Below are 18,717 nucleotides of genomic sequence, written 5' to 3' on the forward strand. Positions count from 1 at the left end.
CGGGCTCAGCCGAGCACCGCCAGCAGCTGCTCGGCGAACTCCCTGGGCTGTTCGGTGCATCCGAGGTGCCCGCCGGGGAACTCCACGATCTCGCTGCCGAGCAGCTCCGCCAGCCGGGCGGCCGGCCCGTACAGCGGCAGCTGCCCGCGCGACTCCCGGCCCGCCGCCAGGACCAGCCGGTCCGCGGCCTTCCGCAGCGCGGGGACGTCCGGCGCGGTCGAGGAGAACGGGCACAGCACATGTTCCAGGAAGACCGGCAGGTTGGCGTGCATGCGGGGAGCCATCTCGCGGATCTCGGGCGGCAGTTCGGTCGCCCGCTCCGCCGGCCGCCCGCCCAGCCCCTCGCTGAACCGGGCCATCGCGGCGCCGGCCCCCTGGGCCCGGGACACCTTGCGGACCTCGGCGAAGAGGGCCCGGTGCGGCGCGGGATCGTCCAGGAGCTCCAGCAGCGGCGGCTCGTGCGCGACCACTCGGCGCAGCCGCTCCGGGTGGCGGGCCAGCAGGTCGAGCGCGACGATCGCCCCCGAGCTGCTGCCCAGAACGTACGCCTCCTCGTCCGGGCCGAGCAGGTCCAGCAGCCGGTGCGCGTCGTCGCTCCAGACCCGCACCCGCTGGTCGGTGAGCGGGCCGTCGAGGGGGCTGCGGGACAGGCCGCGGGGGTCGTAGGAGACCAGCGTGTACCGGGTGGCGAGGTCCGCCGCCATCCCTTCGTAGAGTCCCGCGTCGGCGGCACCGCCGGGTATCAGCAGCAGAAGCGGGCCGCGGCCGCGCTTCTCGTAGTGCAGGCGGGCGCCCGGTACCTCCAGGGTGCCGGTCAGGGGCTTGGTCATGGTGTGTTTCCCTCGTGCTGGGACGGCCAGTTCTCCAGCAGGACGTGGAGTGCGTCGAGCGAGCGCGACCACGACCGCTGCACCTCGCGCGGGTGTCCGAACCCGCTGTTGAGCTCCAGATGGATGTATCCGTGGAACGCGCTGCGCAGCAGGCGGCCGGCGTCGGTCAGGTCGGGCTCGACGAGGCCGTAGGCGCGCAGCATGCCGTAGGTCAGCTCCACGCCGCGGTGGAATCCGGGGGAGTCGGCGACCTCCTCCGGCTCGAACTGCAACTGGGTCGCCGCATAGCGGCCGGGGTGTTCGAGCGCGTATGCCCGGTAGGCGTCGGCGAAGGCGACGAGCGCGTCCTTCCCGGCCCGGCCCGCGACCGCCGACGCGATGCGGTGGGACATCTCCTCGGCGGCCTGCCGGGCGATCCGCACGCGCAGCTCCCGCACGTTCTTGATGTGTGAGTACAGACTGGCGTCCCGGACGCCGAAGTGTCGCGCGAGCGCGGAGACCGTGACCTTGTCGAGCCCGACCTCGTCGGCCAGCTCGGCGGCCGCCTCGGTCAGTCTCGCCGCGGTGAGCCCGGCGCGCACCATGGAACCACCTCCTGTTTCCTAGGGCCTCTAGGTAAAAACCTACCATCCCCTGGAAGTGTGCGGTGGTGCGCGCCCATGTCGAAGGCCCCGCCGGGAGAGGCGGGGCCTTCGAGGGCGGGGTGCCGTCCCGGCGCCCCGGTGACGACCGGGTCGTCAGTCGTTGTCGTCTCCGGTGGAGCAGTCTCCCTCGCTCGCCGGGGCCAGCGTCGGGGCGTGCGCGAAGACCGAAGTGTCGTTGTGGGGCATGCAGATGGGGCCCTTGAAGTTGAAGTTGAGGTTCGCGACGGGGGCGGGAGCGGGGGCCGGGCCGCCGTCGGCCAGGGCGGTGGCCGCTCCGGCGGCGCTCAGGGCAAGGGCGATGGTCACCGGGGCGAGGACGGAACGAAGGCGCATGGTGATGTTTCTCCTGATTGAAGGTCAGTCATCAATGGGGAAATGTAAGTAGTCCGTCCGCGATGTTCACTTTAGACGCGCCTCGCTGCCTCGAATGGCGGCTCTTATCATCCCGTCGGCTTTTTCCCGCGGCTTTTCACACGCCGGCACCCATTCCGTAGGCGCCGGCGCGGCTGGGTTCGTGGCTTTTCGGCCAGGCGGGTTTCCCGCCTGGTGCCCCCGCGCCGAGGCTCCATAGCGTTGCGGGGGCCGCCGCCACCCGGGGTGCCCCCGGTGGCGGCCGCGGCCGGACGCCTGAGCGAGGAGGTGCCGATCGTGCACAGCGCTCCCGATCCCGACGCAGCACAGCACGACCAGACCGCGGTCTTCCGGATCGTCGACTCGCTGCTCGACCCCGCGGCGCGGCCCCCCGCGCGCGCCACGGCGCACCACCCGGTCATGGCGGAGGCGGCCGGTCCGGCCGCCGCCCGCGGGCCGGCGGACCGGGTCCGCTGGACATATCCGGGCCGGGTGGCCACCGCCTTCGCGGTGCAGCGGCTGGCGCGCAAGGCTGCGAGCGCCGGCGAGCTGCTGTCGCGGGCCCGAGCCGTCGAGGCGCAGGCGGCCGCCTGCGCCAGGCGCGTGGCACGCGGCGGGCCGCCCAACTGGCCCGTCGACCTCGCGCCCCCGCAGCCGCACCTGGTACGCAGCCTCGACGTGGCCGTGCGGCAGCTGCCGGACCGGGCGCGGACATCGCGGCTCGCGGTGTGGACGGACCAGGAACGGGCCGTCTTCCAGCAGACCGCGGCGACCCTCGCCGAGCACTGGCCGCTGATGCGTGACGAGCTCGCCGTGACCGTACGCCAGCTGGCGCTGCTGTCCGGGACGGGGATCAACGGCTACACCGACTTCACCGTGCACGGCGCCGTCTTCGTCGCCCGCGACCGGCTCGCCGAGGCCGACGGGCTGCCAGGACACATCCGTCTCGCCGAGTCCCTGGTGCACGAGGGGACCCACACGCGGTGCAACGCCGCGGCCGCCCGCGAGCCCTTCCTCCGCGACGGGGAGGAGGTGGCCCGGCTGCGGGTGGCGACCCCGCTGCGCGCCGACCACCGCCCGCTGGCCGGGCTGTTCCAGCAGTTCGTCGTGGTCGTGCGCTGCGCCGAGCTCTACAGCCGGTTGCGGGGGGCTCACGGGGTCGACGAGGACGCGGCCCGCCGGCGCCAGGAGCGGCTGACCGCCCAGGCGCGGCAGGCCGCCGACGGGCTGGACGCCCACCGGTCGCTGCTCTCCCCGCGCGGCATCACCGTCCTGGACGGACTGCGCGACCACACCGCCCGCATCCCGCAGTCCTGACCGACGAGACGAGGGGAAGCCCGCTGCCGTGACGACCACGAGTCCCCAGCCCGGGGCCGGCGGCTACGCCGAGAACTTCGCCGCCTTCTACGACACCTGGTTCGGCAAGCCCGCCGTCACCGGCCCCACCGTGGAGCTGCTGGCCGGTCTGGCGCGGCGGTTCGACGGCACCGCACCCGTGCTGGAACTGGGCGTGGGCACCGGCCGCGTCGCCCTGCCGCTGCGCGCCCGCGGGATCGAGGTGCACGGCGTCGACGGATCTCCCCAGATGGTGGCACGGCTGCGCGCCAAACCCGGCGGCGCTGAAATGCCGGTCACCATCGGGGACTTCGCGGACGTCCCGGTCGAGGAGGCGTTCTCGGTGATCTACCTGACCGCCGGCACCTTCGCCGAACTCCCCTCCCAGCGGCGCCAGTCGCACTGCTTCACGGCGGCCGCCGGACGCCTGCGGCCGGGCGGCCTGTTCGTCCTGGACGCGCATGTCCCCGAGGCCCTGGCCGTCACGGCGGCGCGCGGCCCCCAGGTGATGGACGGCCCGGCCGACGGCCTGGTCGTCTGTCACCGCACCCTGGACCACGCCGCGCAGCGCTACACCTCCGACTACCTGATCACCACCGAGGGGCGCACCCACCATGTGCGGGTGGCCTTCCGGTACGCGAGCCCCGGCGAACTCGACCTGATGGCCGCGGCGGCCGGACTGAAGCTGCGGAACCGGTGGGGTTCCTGGGCAGGCGCCGCCTTCACCCGCGACAGCACCTACCACGTCTCGGCGTACGAGCGGCCCGCATGAGCCGCGGCCGGCCGGGGCGCCGGGCGGCGGATACCGGTCCTTCTCGACCATCGGCGCGGATCACGCCCTGGCGCGATCTGTCCGGATCGCGCCCTGGCCCGCCCGGGGCACCGGCCCCACGCTGGTCGATGGTTCGGTACGCGACGTGTGCTGCCGCGAACGGGAGCACACGGTCCGAGACACCAGGGAGGCCACATGGAAGACACCCGCGACATCGAGACCGAAGCGCTGGAGCCCGTGGACGACCAGGAACTTCCCGAGTTCGCGTTGATGGTCGACGTCCCCGACTGAGCACCGGGCGGAGACGTCCAGCGCCACCGGGTGTGCGGGGGGGCCGGGTGCGAACGCCCGGCCCCGCCGTCATGGACGAACCGGCCCCGCCGTCATGGACGCAAAGGACCGCGGGGCGCCGCGACCGGCTCAGGCAGGAGGAGGGAGGAGCGGGAGGCATGGGCAGCGGCGGTTCCCCCGGCCATGGGCCGACGGCCGAGCCCTGGCCGGTCCAGCTCCTCACCCCCTACCCCGACTTCCCCCGGCTGGTGTTCGGGCGGACCGCGGTCCGCTCCGCCGCCTTCGCGGCGAACGACGCGGCAGGCGGTCAGCGCGTGCTGATCGGCTCCGCGGCCGGCACCGACGGCGCCGAGGTGGCGGTGCGGGCGCGCGGAGAACTCACCGAGCGGGTGCACAACGTGCTCGCCGGTCGCGCCGCCGAGGCGGACCCCCGCGCGGTCATCGCCACCCACGCCGCGCTGCGCCGCCGCGGCGTCCCCGCGCTCGATCCGCTGGCCTGGCCCGAACTGGCCGCCCGCCCCGCACCGGTGCGGGAGACCTCCCTGCTCTGGGTGCCCGGCGAGTCGCTGACCGGCGGCGGCCAGGTGCTCGTGCCCGCGTGCGCCGTCTTCCTCGCGCACCGCCCACCTCCCGGCTGCGCCGCGCCGATGCGACCCGGCTCCGCCGGCGTGGCCGCGCACCGCACCCGGGACGCGGCGGTGGCCCACGCGGCGCTCGAAGTCCTCGAACGCGATCTGGTGTGGCGGGCCTGGTACGCGGGCGGCCGCCGGCCCGTCATCGCGTCCGGCGACGGCGGGCTCCCGCTGTCGGGCGAGCTGGCGGCGCTCGGACTCACGGCGACGGCCCTGCTGCTGCCGGGCCCGGGCCGGACGGCGTGCGTGCTGGCCTGCCTGCACGGCGAGCGGGGGACCGGGCAGACGTTCGGGGCGCGGGCGACCGTGGTGCCCGAGCCGGCAACAGCACCGGACGCGGCCGTGCGGGCGGCGGTGTTCGAGGCCCTGATGGTGCGGTGGAGCCTGTCGACGCCCGCCGCCCAAGCGGCCCGGCGGCGTGCGGACCGGGGCGGCTGGCGGATGCTCGACGGCCCGCTGGAACACGCCCTGTACGCCTTCCACCGGCAGGACGCGCTCGCCCGGCTCCTCGGCGGAGGCGGGAGCCGCGGCGCGGACGACCCAAGCGCCGGTGCGGCCGTCGGCGCCGGTGAGGCCGGCGGGCCGCCGGGGGAGGGGGCGGCGCGGCAGACGCGGACGGCCGGGGCAGCGGCTGCGCCGCCGGAGTCGCCGGCCAGGCTCCTCGCCGAGCACACCGGTGAGGACGTCGTCCTGGTCGGCACCGGCGCCCCGGGTGCGCTGGGAGTGCCGGACGGCGTGGACGGTGATCCGGCCGTGGTGCGGGTCGTCGCTCCCGGCGCCCGCCGTCTGCCCGCCCGTGAACGCGCGGGTCCGCCGTGCTCCGGTGCGGCGCCCGGCCACCCGCCGCACCCCCTCGGCTGACCGCACCCCCACCACCCGCCGCAGCGAAGGACGCTCATGCCCCTGGTGTCTGCCGAGACCGCCGCCGTCACCCTGGCCCTCGCACTCCTCGCCTGCTTCGTGGCATGGGGCGCCCGGACCGGTCCGCACCGGCCCTTCTCCTGGGGGATGTACTCCGGATCCTCCAAGGGGTTCCTGTGGACCCGGCACGGCAGCGCGGACCGGCGGCCGCGTCTCGTCACCCACCATGAGCTGGGACTCTCCCCGGAGGCACACTTCCTGACCGTCCCGGAGCTGCGCCGCCTGCTGGAGGTCACCCGCCCCGCCTTCCCCTTCGAGGGGCTGATCATCGGCTCCCAGGGCGACTGGTGGGTGCGCTACGACGAGGTGAGCGGGCGGCTCCGGGTCGCCCGGATGCCCCCGGGCAGCGGACTGGCGCGGCTCTGTGCCCAACTGCGGCGGCCGGCGTGAGGTGGCAGGTCCCGGCGAGCGGGGCCGTCGCCGTCGGCGTGTGCGCGCTGGCGATCGCCCTGTTCTGGCGTGCCGGACTGGTCCTGCTCGACGCGCGGACCGTCCGGCGCGACTACCCGCGCGCCGGGGCCTACCGCCCGGGGCGAGGCTGGACCGGGCCCGAGGCGCTGGCGGCCGAGCGCCGCCGGGCGGTGCCCGCACTGGTGGTGGGCCTGCTGCTGCCCGCCGCCGCGTTCGGCGCTCCCGGGCGGTGGGCGGCCGCGGCCACCGTGGCGTGCTGCGGGGCCGCCGCATGGCTGGTCCGCGGGGAGCGGCGTCTGCGGCAGGCCCGCTACACCACCGTGTGCCTGCTGCTGCTCACCGCCGCGCTGGCCCTCGACGGGGTGCTGCGCCTGGTGCACGCGCCCGCCGCCCCGGCGGCCACCGGCGCCTTCGCCTCCTTCTTCGCCACGCAGCTGTACCTGGTCGCGGGGGTGCGCAAGGTGCGGTCACGGCACTTCATGTCCGGGCGGGTCCTCGTCGACAACCTCGCCTACAACGCCTGCCAGGCAGCCGCCGGATCCCGGGACTTCCCGCCGGTCCCGAGCCTCCCGGTGCTGGCCGCACTGCTGGAGGGGCGGGCCTTCCCGGCACTGTGCCGCGCGGCCGCCGTCTCCACCGCGGTCAGCGAACTCTGCCTGGGCCTCGGCGCGTTGGGGGTGCTCCCGGCGGCCCCCACCCTGCTGCTGGCGGTGCCGGCGCATCTGGCGTTCACCGCCATCAGCCCGCGCCGTATCGTCCCGTTCTCGGCCGCGGCGCTCGGCCTGCTGACGCTCGCCACCGCGCACCCTCTGCTGTGAGCAGCGGGACCGCGGCGCGCAGGCGGGGCAGCGCCGGGTCGGTGATGCCCCGCACGACGGACCGTTCGGCCGGGCCGAGGGCGGGGCGGTGGTGCGCACCGGAGGGGTCGAAGGGCTCGCCGTCGGCGGACTTGGCGTAGCGGCCGCACAGGTCGGCGAAGCCGTCGGGGAGATCGTCGGTGCCGCCGACCCCCAGCCAGCCTTCGGCGGCCAGCAGCGCACCCGCCGAATCGGCGGTGAGGGTCGCGTAGTCCAGGGTGCGCAGCGGCGTCTCGTGGCCGGCCCGCGGCGGGGGACCGGTGAACGCCTCCACGAGCGCCCGCCACAGGTGGGCGTGGAACACCACGTCCCCCTCGGCCCCGCCCCCGCGCGGCGGGCCCAGGCCCAGCGCGGCGCGGAGCGCCGGATCACTCCGCAGCGCGCCCCAGCTCGGCGGGGAGCCCTTGGCCGATGCCACGACCTCGGCCGGGTCGCGCCAGACCAGCAGCCAGTGGGCCGGACCGGTGCGGCCGCCCAGCGCGCGGAGGACCACCAGCGCCGTCCAGCTGGTCAGCTTGACGACCAGCCGGCGGCCGTGGGCCTCGGCTGTCGCGTCGCAGTACGCCAGCAGGGCGCGCACCAGTTCCAGCGCGGCCCGGCGCTCGTCGGGGTGCCGGGCCCGCAGGGCGTGCAGGGCCGCGTCCAGGAGGAAGAGGGGTTCTTTGAGGACGAGGGTGCCCGGGCGCAGGGACAGCTGGTTGGCCAGCATGGTCGAGCCGCAGCGCGTGGTGTGGGCGATCAGCCGGACGGTCCGCGGCGGGGCGGAGCGTGCCCGGTCGGCCTCGGCCCAGCCGAGCAGGTCCGCCAGCGGCCGGGTGCGCGGCGGTTCGCTCGCCTCCCGGTGGGCGTAGTCGAACCAGGGCTCGTGGAAGCCGTGCCGGGCCAGCGGGCGCAGGGCGATGCGCCCGGCTGGCGGGTCGAGCGAGACCGGCAGCAGGCCGTCGGTCAGATCCACCGCTCCTCCGATCGCCGATCGGGCTGCTCGACGGTGAGCAGACCGGCTGTGAGCAGGTCGCGGACCGTGTCGTGGACCGCTGCCGGTGCCGCGTCCACGGCGCTCGCGGTCAGCTCGGCCAGGGTGACCGTCCGGCCGGTCAGCAGCGCGGACAGCGCGGGGCGCAGCGCCGGGTCGTAAACGTGCGCGGCACCACCCGCCCGCAGCACCACCCCCCGCGCCGACTCCTTCAGCACCGCCCGGGCGGCCGTCAGCCGGACCCCGGCCGCCGGGCCGAGCACCGCGCCGGCGCCTTCCGCCGCCGCGACGGGGAAGGCGAGGGCGGTACGGGCCGGATGGGCGGCGTCGCGCGCGGTGAAGAACGCCTCCAGCAGCGCCGGGTCGGCCAACCGCTCGTCGATGACCGCGCGCAGCCGCGACAGCACCGCCGCCGCGCCCTCCGGGCCCCGGTCGCGCGCGTAGGCCACGTCCAGCGCCGGGTCGTCCGGCAGTGCCGAGCCGAGCCAGCTCAGCAGCTCCGCCGGGGTGGGCCGCCACACGCCCAGCGTCAGATGGAGCGACGGGCCCCCTTCGGCCCGTGCCTCGTGCCACCAGCCCCGCGGCACGTACAGCACCTGGCCCGGTTCCAGCAGCAGATCCGCCAGCCGCGGACCCGGGTGGCCCCCGGCCTCCTCCCCGGCTTCCTCCCCGAGGCCCTCCCTGGCTGGGTCGGCGGCCAGCGCGGCCCCCACCGGCCCGTCCGCGCGGCCGTGGAGACGCCACCGTTTGCGGCCGCTGAGCTGGAGCACGAACACGTCGTGGTCATCGCGGTGTGTCCGGTACCCCGACGAGCCCGGCCACGCGGCGTACGCGGTCACCTCGACGCGTTCACGCAACCGGTGCTCGACCGCCGCGGCCAGCCGCCCCACCCCGGCGTGGAAGGCGTCCACCTCGCTCAGGGCGAGGGTCGCGCCGGAACGCGTCAGCGCGGTGAGGGCGGGGGCGTCCAGCCGATGCCAGGGAATCCCCCGCCGGGTCACCTCGGGCAGCGTGTACTCCTCGGCGGGGACCAGCCGGCCATCGCGCACCACCCGCAACTGGCGCGGCGTCAGCCGGTGCAAGGACAGCAGCGCGTTGAGATCCCGCCAGCCGAAGAGGGCGTCGAAACGGTCGGGGGGACCGTCGGCGAACAACCGGAACGCCCGGCCCATCAGCTCGCGCCGGAACGCGGCCGCGCCCAGCGGAGCGGTCAGCTCGTCCAGGTCGTACGCGCGCACCGGTGAAGACACACCCACCCCCGAATCGCGGCCCGGCGAGGAGAGTTGTCGAACCGCCTCAGCGTACGGGCGTGGCCCCGGCCCTGCCAGGGCGCCCCCGCCGCCCCGGCGCACGCCACATTCACCGGCTTTCTTCGCGCAGACCGGGTACGCGCACTGTGCCAGACCAGGGAAGGAGGACCCGTACATGGAGGACGTCACCCGTCCGCTCATCGTCGGCGGCGCCTCGGTCGCGATCACGCTGCTCGTGGGCTGGGCGGCCGACCAGCTGCTGCGGCGCGCCGACGCCCGGCACCCCGAGACCCCGTTGTGGGGCCTGCTGCGCCGCTGCGGACCGCCACTGCGAGCGCTGGTCTGCACGGCGGCGCTGCGCGGCTCCTACGACAAGGCGCGTATCGCCGAAGAGCACGCGGTGGCCATCGGCCGGATCCTCACGCTGGTCCTGATCGCCGCCGCGGCCTGGCTCGCGGTGCGCGTGTCGGCGGCCGTGGTGGAGTCCACGTACTCCCGCTACGCGGCCGGCGCCCGTGATCCGGCGCGGGTGCGCCGGGTACGCACGCAGCTGGCGCTGATCCAGCGGGTGGTGACGGCGGTCGTCGGGGTGGTGGCGGGGTCGGCGATACTGCTGACCTTCCCCGCGCTGCGCACCTTCGGTACCTCCATGCTGGCCTCCGCGGGCATCGTCGGCATCGTGGCCGGGATCGCCGCCCAGTCCACGCTCGGGAACATGTTCGCCGGGCTGTCGATCGCGTTCGGCGACATGGTGCGGATCGGCGACACGGTGGTGGTGGACGGCGAGTGGGGCACGGTCGAGGAGATCACCCTGACCTTCCTGTCCGTACGGACCTGGGACGAGCGCCGGATCACCATGCCGGTGTCGTACTTCACCAGCAAGCCCTTCGAGAACTGGTCGCGCGGCGGCACGCGGAAGACCGGCACGGTCTTCCTCCATCTCGATCACGCCGCGCCCATCGAGGCGATGCGCGAGAAGCTGCACGAGATCGTCCGCGCCTCCCCGGCCTGGGACGGGCGTGACTGGGGGCTCGCCGTCACCGACACCACCCCCACCACCATCCAGGTGCGCGCCCTGGTCACGGCGCGGGACGCCGACGACGCATGGACGCTGCGCTGCGAGGTGCGGGAGCGGCTGATCGGCTGGCTGCGCGAGGAGCACCCGCACGCGCTGCCGCGCCTCGCCATGGCCCCCGCTCCCGAGCACCCCCGGGAGTCTCCCGAGCGCCCGCGGGAGAAGTCTCCCGAGCGCCCGCGGGAGAAGTCTCCCGAGCACCCGCGGGAGGACGCCCCGGGGCCGGCGCGGGAGGAGGCGGCGCGGAACGCCGACGTGGCGTAGAGCCCTCTTCCGGCAGGCGGAGGCGGCCGAACACCCCCTAGGCCGATCGGCCCTCGCTCGCCGCGACGATCGCCGCCAGGGACGTCCGGCTCCTTCGCAGCTCCTCGATGCGCTGCTCGATCGCGTCCAGCTGTTCGAGGAGCATCGGGCTCAGACAGGGCTCGACCTCGGCGTCGCTCCCGCAGACGCAGTCCAGGACCTCCCGGATGACCCGCGTCGGCAGTCCCGCGTCGAGAAGGCCGCGGATGCGCCGGACGTTCTTCGGGGCGTCGTCGCCGTAGGTGCGGTGGCCACCCGGGGTGCGCTCCGGGACCAGCAGGCCCTGCTCCTCGTAGTAGCGCAGCAGCCGCACGCTCACGCCCGTCGCCCGCGACAGTTCACCGATCTTCACTCGTGATCCACCTCACATTGGCCCTGGCCGGCTTGAACCTCACACCGGTGTGAGCTCCTAGCGTTCCCTCCATGACGAACACAGCGACGCACGCCCGGCCCAATCCCTTCAACGAACGCGTGATCGCCGAATTCCGTGCCCGTTCCGGCGTGGTGGGCGGAGAGTTCGAAGGGGTACCGCTGCTGCTGCTGACCACCACGGGCGCCAGGTCCGGGCAGAGACGGGTCACGCCGCTGGTGCATCTGGCGGACGGCGACCGGCTGGTGGTCTTCGCTCTCAACGGCGGCGATCCCCGCACCCCGGCGTGGTTCCACAATCTCCTCGCCCATCCGGAGGCGCTGACGGTGGAAGCCGGCACGGACCGCTTCCGCGTACACGCCGAAGAGGTCACCGACCCGGCCGCCTACGAGGAACTGTGGCGGCGGCAGATCGCGGCGCAGCCGGTGTTCGCCGACTTCCGGGCGCGGGCGGAGGCGGCCGGGCGCCGGGTGCCCCTGGTGGCGCTGCGCCGCGTGCCGGCTTCCGCCGCCGGGTGACCGGCCGGGCCGCACGCCGCCCCGGCGCCGGCTGACCCGGACGGCGGTCCTTCGGGTGCGCCTTCCGTGCTCAGGCCCGACGATGGGGGCATGTCCGGAACGTCTGTCATCGTGCATCCGCCGCTGCCGACCGGCGGCCGGGAGGTCACCATCGGCACGACGTTCCTCGGGGTGGCCTACGGGACCACCGATGTGACCGAGTTCCTGCGCAGAGCCGGCATGGACGACGTCGACGAGCTGGTGGTGGAGACGACCGCGCTGATCGAGTGGCGCGGCGGCGGCCCGGAGGACTGGCCCTCACCGGCCGCGTGACCAGCGCTTACGGCCGTATGCCCAGGCGCGGTTGGGCCCGCCACTGGCGGACCCAACCGCGGAGAAGAGCGCCCACCAGGCCGAGCGGGCATCGGCTCGCAGCGGCTCGCAGCGCGACCCTGACCAGGCAGGATCGACCCGGCACCCCGGCGAAGCCGCACGTGTGGCGACCTGCTCAACAGCCCATCCGCGCCGGGGCGCTGTCGTGTGTGGGCTCCATCGGTGTGTTCAGGGGGACGTCCACCGCGACCTGGTCGAGAGTGGACGCGTCGAGGCGCGCCAGGCCATGGTTGGCCGAGCAGATGGGGAGGTCCGACGGCTGCGCGTACGCGACCGCGGCGGAGCCGAGGGAGCCACAGGCGAGGGCGAGCATGCCCACGCTCATCCGGACGGGGGCCGCTCGCAAACTGCTGAATCTCAAGGGAGAACCGCCTCATGTGTGCTGTCGATCCGCGCCCTTTCGCTGAGCACGGTGAGCTTGCCTGAAGCCTGCTTCAGGGCGGAGCGGTCCGCGAGTTGGGGCATCCAGAGGGGTGAGTGCCGGTCACGAAGCCGATGCCCGCCCAGGGCGCCCGCGGCCGCCTCGGCCGCGTACGGGGCGACAGGGTCGGCATCCGTCAGGGCGCCGATGACCAGGTCTGCGGTGAGGCTCCCGGGCGCGGCGGGCTGTAGTCGGGGGCGGAGCGTCCGGAGTCTGCGGCTGCGAGGCTCTCGGCGACTTGACTGGCAGATGGTTAGCCGCCATATTACTTCTCATGAGTGACGAGGATGCGAACCCCGGCGCTGCACCCACGCTCGAACAGGCGCGGAAGCAGATCGCGCGGTACGGGCTTGAGGCCGACCCGCAGGCGGTGCTTGTCGCGGTGCGCCTGATGGCTGCCGGAGCGCGCCTGGACCGGGCGTCCGAAGTGCACTTTGCGCGTTCCGGGCTGTCGACCGGGCGCTACCGCCTCCTGGTGGATCTCGAGGACGGTGACGGGGAGAAGTCGCCGTCGCAGCTCGCAAAGAGTCTTGGCGTCTCGCGCGCCACAGTGACCGGCCTGGTCGTTGGCCTGGAGCGAGAGGGTCTGGTGGCTCGCCGCGCCTCAACGGAGGACGGGCGGGGCGCAGTGGTCGTCCTCACGGCGCGCGGCAGCCGGCGGTTGCGCGATATGGCCGCGGACCACTTCGCACGGCTTGAGGCGCTGGTCGGTGGACTGGCCGCCGACGAACGCGGGCTGTTCCTCGACCTCCTGGATCGGATCACTCAGCGGATCGGCGCATTGACTGCCGAATAGCTGCGGCATCACTTCCGCGCGGGGGCGGCTGTCTCGACCGCGCGGCACCCTTTTCCACACCCTGATAGTTAGCCGCCTAAGCAACTAGTTAGCCAGCTAATTATTTTCGAGGAGTCACATGAGTCCCCCTCCCGGAACCGCCCAGCGCGTTTTCGCCACGCGTCCGTTCACCCTGTGGAAGGAAGTCGCGACCGCCTACCTGGCCCCCGCGCTCACCGCCGGGCTCGGCGGATTCCTCAGCGGCCAGCCCGAACTGACCAGGGCCGCCTTCACCTCCATCGGGGCCACATCGGCCTTGGTGGCCTGCGTCGTCGGCGCGTGGCTGCACCGCCGTGGCCGACCCCGGCGCTGGACAGCCTCGGCGCCGCGACCGGTACTCACTCTCGGACTTGCCATTACAGCGGCCGGAATCGCCGGCTTGGCCGGATGGTTCGGATCCGACTGGCTGCCGTCGCACACACCGGTGCCCGATGCCGGATGGCTGGAGCGGCTGCGGGTCGACCTGCCGCTGTCGGCCAGCCTTGCCGCCGCCATCGTCACCTGGCGGTGGCACGGCACGACATCCCGGCAACAGGCCTGACCCAGCCCTTCCCGTCCGATTCTCCAGACCCCTCACTCACGAAAGGCACACTGTGATCACCATCGTCGGCGCCACCGGCGCCACCGGCAGCGCCCTGCTCCGGCGGCTCATCGAACTCGAAGTCCCCTGCCGCGCCGTCAGCCGTACGCCCGACAATCTGCGCGCCGCCGTCGGCACAAACGCGCCAGTCGGGATCGTCGGTGTGGACGCCGCAGACCCTCAGACGCTCCGCGAGGCGTTCGAGGGATCCACGCAACTGTTCCTCGCCATGGCCAACAGCCCGCGTCAAGCCGAGCTGGAGACCAACGTGATAGACGCCGCAGCCCACTGCGGGGTACGGCACGTGGTCAAACTCTCCGCCCCAGCAGCCGAGCCCGCCTCACCGGTGGCCATCTCGCGCAGCCACTGGCGGGTCGAGGAACACCTGGCGACAACCGAAATGGCGGCTACGCTGCTCCGGCCCTACGCATTCATGCAAAAGCTGCTCCTGAACGCCCCAGCGATCGCCGAGGGCGTACTCATCGGGGCCATGCGCGAGGCACCCTGTAACTACATCGACGTCCGAGACATCGCCGACGTCGCCGCCGAGACCCTCCTGCGCCCCAGCCTTGCCGGCGCCACCTACACCCTGACCGGCCCGCGGGCCTTCAGCCACCCCCAGCTCGCCCGTCTACTCGGCGAGCTGACCCGCCGCCCCGTTCGCTACATCGACCTGCCACCGAGCGAGTTCCACAGCCACCTCCTGTTCACCGCACATATGCCGCCCTGGCTCGCCGGCCACGTGGTAGAGATCCAGCAACTGGCCATCGCCCGCCCGGAATCTCCCAACGACACCATCGAGACCATCCTCGGCCGCCCCGCCAGGACACTGCACACCTTCCTCCGCGAACATCTCCACACGTTCACCAAGACCGCCTGACCGACCGCCCAACCGACTGTCAGAATCGAGCCTCCGCCCGCAGCCCCGCGATGTCGGAACCCGCGGCGCCGGAACCCGCGGCGGACGGCTGGCCGAGCCGAGCCGGATCAGCCGCGGTTCCGCGGATGGTTCCGCGCGGCCCGTTCGTTGCCGTGCTTGTACGCCCCGGTCCAGCGGGCCATCACCAGCTGGTCGTCGCCGGACTCCACCTCGGAGAGGAATCGCGTGGCGCGGGCACCGCGCAGTGTCCCGGCGGCCCGGTTGTGGTGGGTGATGACGACGGTGCCGTCGGCACGGTGTGTGTAGCGGAATCCGCTGGGTCTGGGCATGGCCGGATACTAGGACCGGCCACGAAGCCGCCGGTACCGGATTTTTGCGCTACTGGCGGCTCAGGGAGCGGGTGATGCCCGCCGCGATCGTCGTGGCCAGGGTCCAGCCGGTGACGATCAGCAGATACGAGAGCCACTGGTACCAGCCTCCGGGCGCGAAGGCCGCCTCCTGCCCGAAGCCGATGATCGGCACCAGCAGATCGAGGGTGTAGAAGACGGGATTGAAGCCGGGAGCCTCGTCGGCCTTCAGCGGGGCCGGATGCTCCACGGCGAAGGCGAGGGAGCCGAGGAGCAGCAGGGCCAGCAGCCAGCCGGCGGCGCGCATCGGACGGAAGCCGTAGCCGACGGTCGCGTCCTGCAGGTGGCCCCAGACCCTGGCGTACCAGGGCAGGGTGCGGCGGTGACGGCGGAGCTTGGCGAGCTGGACGGTGCGGGCCGCGGCCTCGTCGCCCGCCGTGCGGTACGCGGCGGCCAGCTGCTCGTAGGAGTACGACACGTATCCGGCGCGTTCGCGCTCCAGCACCGGGAGACGCTCGGCGGCGGGCAGATGCGGCAACAGCGAGCCGTAGGTGAGCCGGTCGAGCTTGACCTCATCCGGCCAGACCTCCGGTGGGACGTACAGGACGTCGAACTGGGCGCGGCGGAGGTTGATGGTGCCGACGATGGGCTTCGCCTCGCGCAGCCACATCTCGCCCGCGACGCAACTGCTGACGCGTAGCGCGACCCCGTCCGGGTGGGAGAGCTCGGCATAGGCGAAGTTGAGCTGACCGCTGATTCGGGCCCCGCGCAGATCGACCCTGCCATCGGTGCGCAGCCGCATCGCGTGCAGGTCGGTGCCGACGCTGAGGGTCTCCGCCTGGAGCGCCGTGCCGCCCGGGGAGCACACCCGCGCGTCGTTGAGGGTGATCTGTCCGGCGACGGTCGCGCCGTTGAGCCGGATCTGGCCGTGGGCGACCAGGTCGGGGGCCCACAGGTCGGTGCCGATCTCCGCGTGGTTGAGCTGGAGAACCGGTTCCTCGGGCGGCTCCGCGGAGCCGGCATCGCCGAGGTGGGCCCCGTTGAGGAAGACGGCACCGGAGATCTGCGCCCCGGCCAGCTTCACCGGGCCGCTGAAGCGGCAGCAGGTGAGGCGCAGCACCCCGTCGACGTGGAGGTGTCCGCCCGTGAGCCCTGGCAGGACCGAGTCGTTCAGGGCCAGTACGCGCAGCTGCGCCCCGTACATGTCCGGGGCGTTGTCGAAGTGGCAGGAGCGCAGCCGCACCGGATGGCCGATCGCGCCGTACTTGAGGTTCAGCTCTCCGGTGATGCGCGCGCCCCACACCTTCAACCCCGCTATCTCGCCGTCCCGTAACGGCCCGTCGAGCAGCAGCGCCCGCAGCACCTCGGCGCGAACGGTCCGCTCCGGGCCCCATGAAGCGCCGGCCCCCGGGTCGTCGTCGGGGCTCGCCCGGAAGTCGACGCCCTCCCCGAGCGGGAACGCCTCCCATACGCGGCGTTCCGCGGGCGTCAGGTCGTTGATCTCCACCGGCAGGATGCTGTCGCGGGGGTGTTCGCACTGTCAACGCCGGGCGGGTCTGCCGCAGCGCGCAACGGCCGGCCGCGGCCTCGGCGCCGGACTCATGGCTTCGGCAGTCTCTTGGCGACCGCGGTCGCGAGCGCCTCGGCGGTCTCGCACAGCTCCTCCTCCGGCTGCGGTCCGTCCACGGTCAGCAGGAGCAGCTCGACGGTGGGCTCGCCGGCCGCGTCGGTGTAGGCGCGGTGCTCGGTCCCTACCACGCAGGTGTGGTCGCCGCCGTCGCCGGGGGCCACATAGCCGCGCCTGCCGTCGAGCCTGGTCGGCCGCCCTTCCCCGGACTCCGTCCGGCGGTGCCCCCAGCCCGTCACCTCGTTGTCCTGGCTGAACTCCAGCGAGACCCCGGCACCGCCGTCGCCTGGCCAGTCGCACTCCCAGTCGGCGAAGCCGGGGTCCCGATCCCGTACGTCGAATCCGGGGAGCACGCTGAGCGCCGCTGGGTCCAGCAGCTCACAGGCGTGTTGTCGCGCCAGCGAGTTGGCGGGGAACGGTGCCGGACGCCGGGGTACCGGGCCGCGGGCGAGCACCTTCACGGCGTGGTCGGTGGCGGCCCGGGCGAGGGCGCACAGGTCGGGCGCCGGGGAGTCGGTCTCCTCGACCACGATCCAGATCTGGTTGCCGTCGGCGAGCTGGAGGTTCCGGACGCACTCGTCCTCGTCTCCCGGCACCTCGGCGACGGTCACCCCGCGGACCCGCTTCCTACGCGCCCGGGCGTCCGGATCCATCGGATCACTGGCGAAGTTGAGATTGACGTCGGCGACCACATCGCCGTCGTCCCCCTGGTGCACCAGGACATCGCAGCGGTCGAACTCGCCGTAGTCGGTGTCCATCGTGGTGGCGCCGAAGCGGGCGAGCGCCTTGGCGTCGAGCAGCGAACAGGGGTCGGCCTCGCGGACGTCGCCCAGGACGGCCGCCGGCCCCGCGCTCGGCGACCCTCCGCCGCCTTCGTTGCCAGAGCCCCGGCTCCACCAGCCGAAGGGGTCGATCAGCGCCATGACCGCCAGCACCACGACGGCCGCGGCGAGGGCCGTCACCGCGCGGGGCCGGCGTAACCGGCGCGGCGGCCACCGGAGCCCAGGCACCCGCGAGCGGCGGTGGTGCGGCTCACCGGTGGGCCGCCCCGGCTCCGCCGGCGGGTCGGGCGGAGGGGCGGGCGGCGGGTCGGCCGAGTCCTCGCGCAGCAGCAGGAGCAGCGGCCCCGCGTCCAGTGCCAGGGCCTTCGCCAGCGCCGCCACCGTCGCCTGGCTGGGGGGCCGCTGATTGTCGCTGAACGCCTGGCTGATCGTGGTCCGTCCCAGCCCCGTCCGGCGCGCCAGCTGCGTCTTCGTCAGCCCCTGCCGTGCCTGCGCCTGCCGCAGCTGCTCGCGCAGCGCCGCCAGGTGCTGCCCCCGTTCCGTCTCCACCCTCGCCTCCGAACCGTGTGTCCGGTGTTCGCCGGTGTTCATCTTCGTCCGCCCGGGCCCCTGCGAACACCCGAATCGGAAAAGGTCACCGACACACCGCCGTGGTCGACACCGAGGGTCGACACCGAGGAACGGAGCCCCATGTACCTGCCCATCGCCGCTGTCGTACTGATGGCCGTGGCCTTCGCGGTCATCGTCGCGCTGCTGGCCGCCTACGCCGCTGCCCGCCTGGCCCGCGCCGACGGCGCCAGCCACCCGGCCGCCGTCAGCCGCGCCGCGGTCGCCTTCGCCGGCACCCTGACGCTGCTCGCCGTCCTCACCACCACCGTTGCCGACCTCCTCAGCTGACGAGGTGGCGGCCGCCTGTCCCGGAGGGCGCCTCCTCGGCCCGGCGGTAGAAGTCGAACTGGGTCACCCCCTGGTAGCCGTAGCTCTCCGGGTGCAGTTCGTGCAGCGCGACCCCGGCCCGGGGGAGCGGGCCGAGGATGTCCGCGAGCAGCTCACCGGCGGCGGCGATGAAGGCGGCCTTCTCCGCGGCGCTGTTGGTGCCGGCGGTGATGCTGACCTCCACGTGCGCGTCGCGGCCGCCGGTCAGCGGCTTGCCGCCGATGAAGTAGCCGGCGGCCGGCACCAGGTTGAGGTGGACGATGGTCCGCGCGCCGGACTTGCGCAGGACCGAGACCGCGAGTCCGGTCAGCCCCTCGGCGAGGGCACGCTGGACGTCGGCGGGAAGGCGGGGGTCGGTCACGGTGACCCGGATGTACGGCATGGCTCTCCTGGGGTTGCTTCTC

At 73.9% G+C, this 18,717-nt stretch carries 23 protein-coding genes; 12 read left to right on the forward strand and 11 right to left on the reverse strand.

Annotated features, from left to right (window positions below):
• Positions 1-5 precede the first annotated feature (5 nt).
• The 3 genes from AC4BDD_RS29050 to AC4BDD_RS29060 form a co-directional block, all read right to left on the reverse strand.
• Positions 6-830 carry an alpha/beta fold hydrolase gene (locus tag AC4BDD_RS29050; protein ID WP_490688441.1) on the reverse strand — a complete coding sequence of 275 codons (825 nt, stop codon included), beginning with the start codon at positions 828-830 and terminating at the stop codon, positions 6-8.
• A complete protein-coding gene (locus tag AC4BDD_RS29055) occupies positions 827-1,414 on the reverse strand; it encodes a TetR/AcrR family transcriptional regulator (RefSeq protein WP_490688442.1) in 588 nt (195 codons plus the stop codon). The genes AC4BDD_RS29050 and AC4BDD_RS29055 overlap by 4 nt, the downstream gene beginning before the upstream one ends.
• Positions 1,415-1,567: 153 nt before the next feature.
• On the reverse strand, positions 1,568-1,807 hold the full coding sequence (locus AC4BDD_RS29060) for a hypothetical protein (protein ID WP_490688443.1): 240 nt from the start codon (positions 1,805-1,807) through the stop codon (positions 1,568-1,570).
• Between the two features lie 315 nt (positions 1,808-2,122).
• Here AC4BDD_RS29060 and AC4BDD_RS29065 point away from each other — a divergent pair, with 315 nt between their 5' ends.
• From AC4BDD_RS29065 to AC4BDD_RS29085, 5 genes are all read left to right on the forward strand, one after another.
• Positions 2,123-3,142, forward strand: coding sequence for an aKG-HExxH-type peptide beta-hydroxylase (locus AC4BDD_RS29065; protein WP_490688444.1), 1,020 nt, complete (start codon positions 2,123-2,125; stop codon positions 3,140-3,142).
• Positions 3,143-3,170: 28 nt separating this feature from the next.
• Positions 3,171-3,932, forward strand: coding sequence for a class I SAM-dependent DNA methyltransferase (locus AC4BDD_RS29070; RefSeq protein ID WP_490688445.1), 762 nt, complete (start codon positions 3,171-3,173; stop codon positions 3,930-3,932).
• Between the two features lie 449 nt (positions 3,933-4,381).
• The gene (locus AC4BDD_RS29075; protein WP_490688446.1) at positions 4,382-5,716 is read left to right on the forward strand and encodes a YcaO-like family protein; all 1,335 of its coding nucleotides are present in this window, start codon (positions 4,382-4,384) and stop codon (positions 5,714-5,716) included.
• A 36-nt stretch (positions 5,717-5,752) separates the two neighbouring features.
• The gene (locus tag AC4BDD_RS29080) at positions 5,753-6,166 is read left to right on the forward strand and encodes a hypothetical protein (RefSeq protein ID WP_490688447.1); all 414 of its coding nucleotides are present in this window, start codon (positions 5,753-5,755) and stop codon (positions 6,164-6,166) included.
• Positions 6,163-7,005: a hypothetical protein gene (locus AC4BDD_RS29085; protein WP_490688448.1), complete on the forward strand. Its 843-nt coding sequence runs from the start codon at positions 6,163-6,165 to the stop codon at positions 7,003-7,005. The genes AC4BDD_RS29080 and AC4BDD_RS29085 overlap by 4 nt, the downstream gene beginning before the upstream one ends.
• Here the strand turns inward: AC4BDD_RS29085 and AC4BDD_RS29090 are convergent.
• Positions 6,926-7,999, reverse strand: a complete 1,074-nt coding sequence (locus AC4BDD_RS29090) for a serine/threonine-protein kinase (RefSeq protein ID WP_490688449.1) — start codon at positions 7,997-7,999, stop codon at positions 6,926-6,928. The genes AC4BDD_RS29085 and AC4BDD_RS29090 overlap by 80 nt on opposite strands.
• Complete coding sequence (locus tag AC4BDD_RS29095) at positions 7,990-9,267, reverse strand: cupin domain-containing protein (RefSeq protein ID WP_490688450.1); 1,278 nt, start codon at positions 9,265-9,267, stop codon at positions 7,990-7,992. Before AC4BDD_RS29095 ends, AC4BDD_RS29090 begins: the two co-directional genes overlap by 10 nt.
• Positions 9,268-9,442: 175 nt before the next feature.
• Between AC4BDD_RS29095 and AC4BDD_RS29100 the strand changes: the two genes are divergently transcribed.
• The gene (locus tag AC4BDD_RS29100) at positions 9,443-10,606 is read left to right on the forward strand and encodes a mechanosensitive ion channel family protein (protein WP_490688451.1); all 1,164 of its coding nucleotides are present in this window, start codon (positions 9,443-9,445) and stop codon (positions 10,604-10,606) included.
• A gap of 37 nt (positions 10,607-10,643) precedes the next feature.
• Here the strand turns inward: AC4BDD_RS29100 and AC4BDD_RS29105 are convergent, their stop codons facing one another.
• Positions 10,644-10,997, reverse strand: coding sequence for a MerR family transcriptional regulator (locus tag AC4BDD_RS29105; protein WP_490688452.1), 354 nt, complete (start codon positions 10,995-10,997; stop codon positions 10,644-10,646).
• Positions 10,998-11,068: 71 nt separating this feature from the next.
• Here AC4BDD_RS29105 and AC4BDD_RS29110 point away from each other — a divergent pair, with 71 nt between their 5' ends.
• A complete protein-coding gene (locus tag AC4BDD_RS29110; RefSeq protein ID WP_490688453.1) occupies positions 11,069-11,533 on the forward strand; it encodes a nitroreductase/quinone reductase family protein in 465 nt (154 codons plus the stop codon).
• A gap of 90 nt (positions 11,534-11,623) precedes the next feature.
• On the forward strand, positions 11,624-11,845 hold the full coding sequence (locus AC4BDD_RS29115) for a hypothetical protein (RefSeq protein WP_490688454.1): 222 nt from the start codon (positions 11,624-11,626) through the stop codon (positions 11,843-11,845).
• A gap of 175 nt (positions 11,846-12,020) precedes the next feature.
• Here AC4BDD_RS29115 and AC4BDD_RS29120 read toward each other — a convergent pair whose 3' ends face one another.
• A complete protein-coding gene (locus AC4BDD_RS29120) occupies positions 12,021-12,251 on the reverse strand; it encodes a hypothetical protein (RefSeq protein ID WP_490688455.1) in 231 nt (76 codons plus the stop codon).
• Between the two features lie 349 nt (positions 12,252-12,600).
• On the opposite strand from AC4BDD_RS29120, the gene AC4BDD_RS29125 reads away from it, so the two are divergent.
• From AC4BDD_RS29125 to AC4BDD_RS29135, 3 genes are all read left to right on the forward strand, one after another.
• Positions 12,601-13,122: a MarR family winged helix-turn-helix transcriptional regulator gene (locus AC4BDD_RS29125; RefSeq protein WP_490688456.1), complete on the forward strand. Its 522-nt coding sequence runs from the start codon at positions 12,601-12,603 to the stop codon at positions 13,120-13,122.
• A gap of 118 nt (positions 13,123-13,240) precedes the next feature.
• Positions 13,241-13,702: a hypothetical protein gene (locus AC4BDD_RS29130; protein WP_490688457.1), complete on the forward strand. Its 462-nt coding sequence runs from the start codon at positions 13,241-13,243 to the stop codon at positions 13,700-13,702.
• A gap of 52 nt (positions 13,703-13,754) precedes the next feature.
• Positions 13,755-14,621 carry an NmrA family NAD(P)-binding protein gene (locus AC4BDD_RS29135; protein WP_490688458.1) on the forward strand — a complete coding sequence of 289 codons (867 nt, stop codon included), beginning with the start codon at positions 13,755-13,757 and terminating at the stop codon, positions 14,619-14,621.
• Between the two features lie 107 nt (positions 14,622-14,728).
• Here the strand turns inward: AC4BDD_RS29135 and AC4BDD_RS29140 are convergent, their stop codons facing one another.
• The 3 genes from AC4BDD_RS29140 to AC4BDD_RS29150 form a co-directional block, all read right to left on the reverse strand.
• Positions 14,729-14,950 carry a hypothetical protein gene (locus AC4BDD_RS29140; RefSeq protein ID WP_490688459.1) on the reverse strand — a complete coding sequence of 74 codons (222 nt, stop codon included), beginning with the start codon at positions 14,948-14,950 and terminating at the stop codon, positions 14,729-14,731.
• 49 nt (positions 14,951-14,999) lie between these two features.
• Positions 15,000-16,475 (reverse strand): membrane-associated oxidoreductase, encoded by a 1,476-nt coding sequence (locus AC4BDD_RS29145; RefSeq protein ID WP_490688460.1) that lies wholly within the window; start codon positions 16,473-16,475, stop codon positions 15,000-15,002.
• Between the two features lie 92 nt (positions 16,476-16,567).
• Positions 16,568-17,926, reverse strand: coding sequence for a helix-turn-helix domain-containing protein (locus tag AC4BDD_RS29150; protein ID WP_490688461.1), 1,359 nt, complete (start codon positions 17,924-17,926; stop codon positions 16,568-16,570).
• Positions 17,927-18,067: 141 nt separating this feature from the next.
• Between AC4BDD_RS29150 and AC4BDD_RS29155 the strand changes: the two genes are divergently transcribed.
• Positions 18,068-18,274, forward strand: coding sequence for a hypothetical protein (locus AC4BDD_RS29155; protein WP_490688462.1), 207 nt, complete (start codon positions 18,068-18,070; stop codon positions 18,272-18,274).
• Here the strand turns inward: AC4BDD_RS29155 and AC4BDD_RS29160 are convergent.
• On the reverse strand, positions 18,267-18,695 hold the full coding sequence (locus AC4BDD_RS29160; RefSeq protein WP_490688463.1) for a tautomerase family protein: 429 nt from the start codon (positions 18,693-18,695) through the stop codon (positions 18,267-18,269). The two genes, AC4BDD_RS29155 and AC4BDD_RS29160, sit on opposite strands and share 8 nt — an antisense overlap.
• Positions 18,696-18,717: the final 22 nt, after the last annotated feature.

It is taken from the genome of Streptomyces sp. JLBT605, assembly GCF_058215555.1.

Coding starts and splice junctions, on each gene's coding strand:
- AC4BDD_RS29050 (WP_490688441.1), bottom strand. CDS start 830: ATGACCAAGCCCCTGACCGGCACCCTGGAGGTACCGGGCGCCCGCCTG.
- AC4BDD_RS29055 (WP_490688442.1), bottom strand. CDS start 1,414: ATGGTGCGCGCCGGGCTCACCGCGGCGAGACTGACCGAGGCGGCCGCC.
- AC4BDD_RS29060 (WP_490688443.1), bottom strand. CDS start 1,807: ATGCGCCTTCGTTCCGTCCTCGCCCCGGTGACCATCGCCCTTGCCCTG.
- AC4BDD_RS29075 (WP_490688446.1), top strand. CDS start 4,382: ATGGGCAGCGGCGGTTCCCCCGGCCATGGGCCGACGGCCGAGCCCTGG.
- AC4BDD_RS29080 (WP_490688447.1), top strand. CDS start 5,753: ATGCCCCTGGTGTCTGCCGAGACCGCCGCCGTCACCCTGGCCCTCGCA.
- AC4BDD_RS29100 (WP_490688451.1), top strand. CDS start 9,443: ATGGAGGACGTCACCCGTCCGCTCATCGTCGGCGGCGCCTCGGTCGCG.
- AC4BDD_RS29110 (WP_490688453.1), top strand. CDS start 11,069: ATGACGAACACAGCGACGCACGCCCGGCCCAATCCCTTCAACGAACGC.
- AC4BDD_RS29115 (WP_490688454.1), top strand. CDS start 11,624: ATGTCCGGAACGTCTGTCATCGTGCATCCGCCGCTGCCGACCGGCGGC.
- AC4BDD_RS29125 (WP_490688456.1), top strand. CDS start 12,601: ATGAGTGACGAGGATGCGAACCCCGGCGCTGCACCCACGCTCGAACAG.
- AC4BDD_RS29130 (WP_490688457.1), top strand. CDS start 13,241: ATGAGTCCCCCTCCCGGAACCGCCCAGCGCGTTTTCGCCACGCGTCCG.
- AC4BDD_RS29140 (WP_490688459.1), bottom strand. CDS start 14,950: ATGCCCAGACCCAGCGGATTCCGCTACACACACCGTGCCGACGGCACC.
- AC4BDD_RS29155 (WP_490688462.1), top strand. CDS start 18,068: ATGTACCTGCCCATCGCCGCTGTCGTACTGATGGCCGTGGCCTTCGCG.
- AC4BDD_RS29160 (WP_490688463.1), bottom strand. CDS start 18,695: ATGCCGTACATCCGGGTCACCGTGACCGACCCCCGCCTTCCCGCCGAC.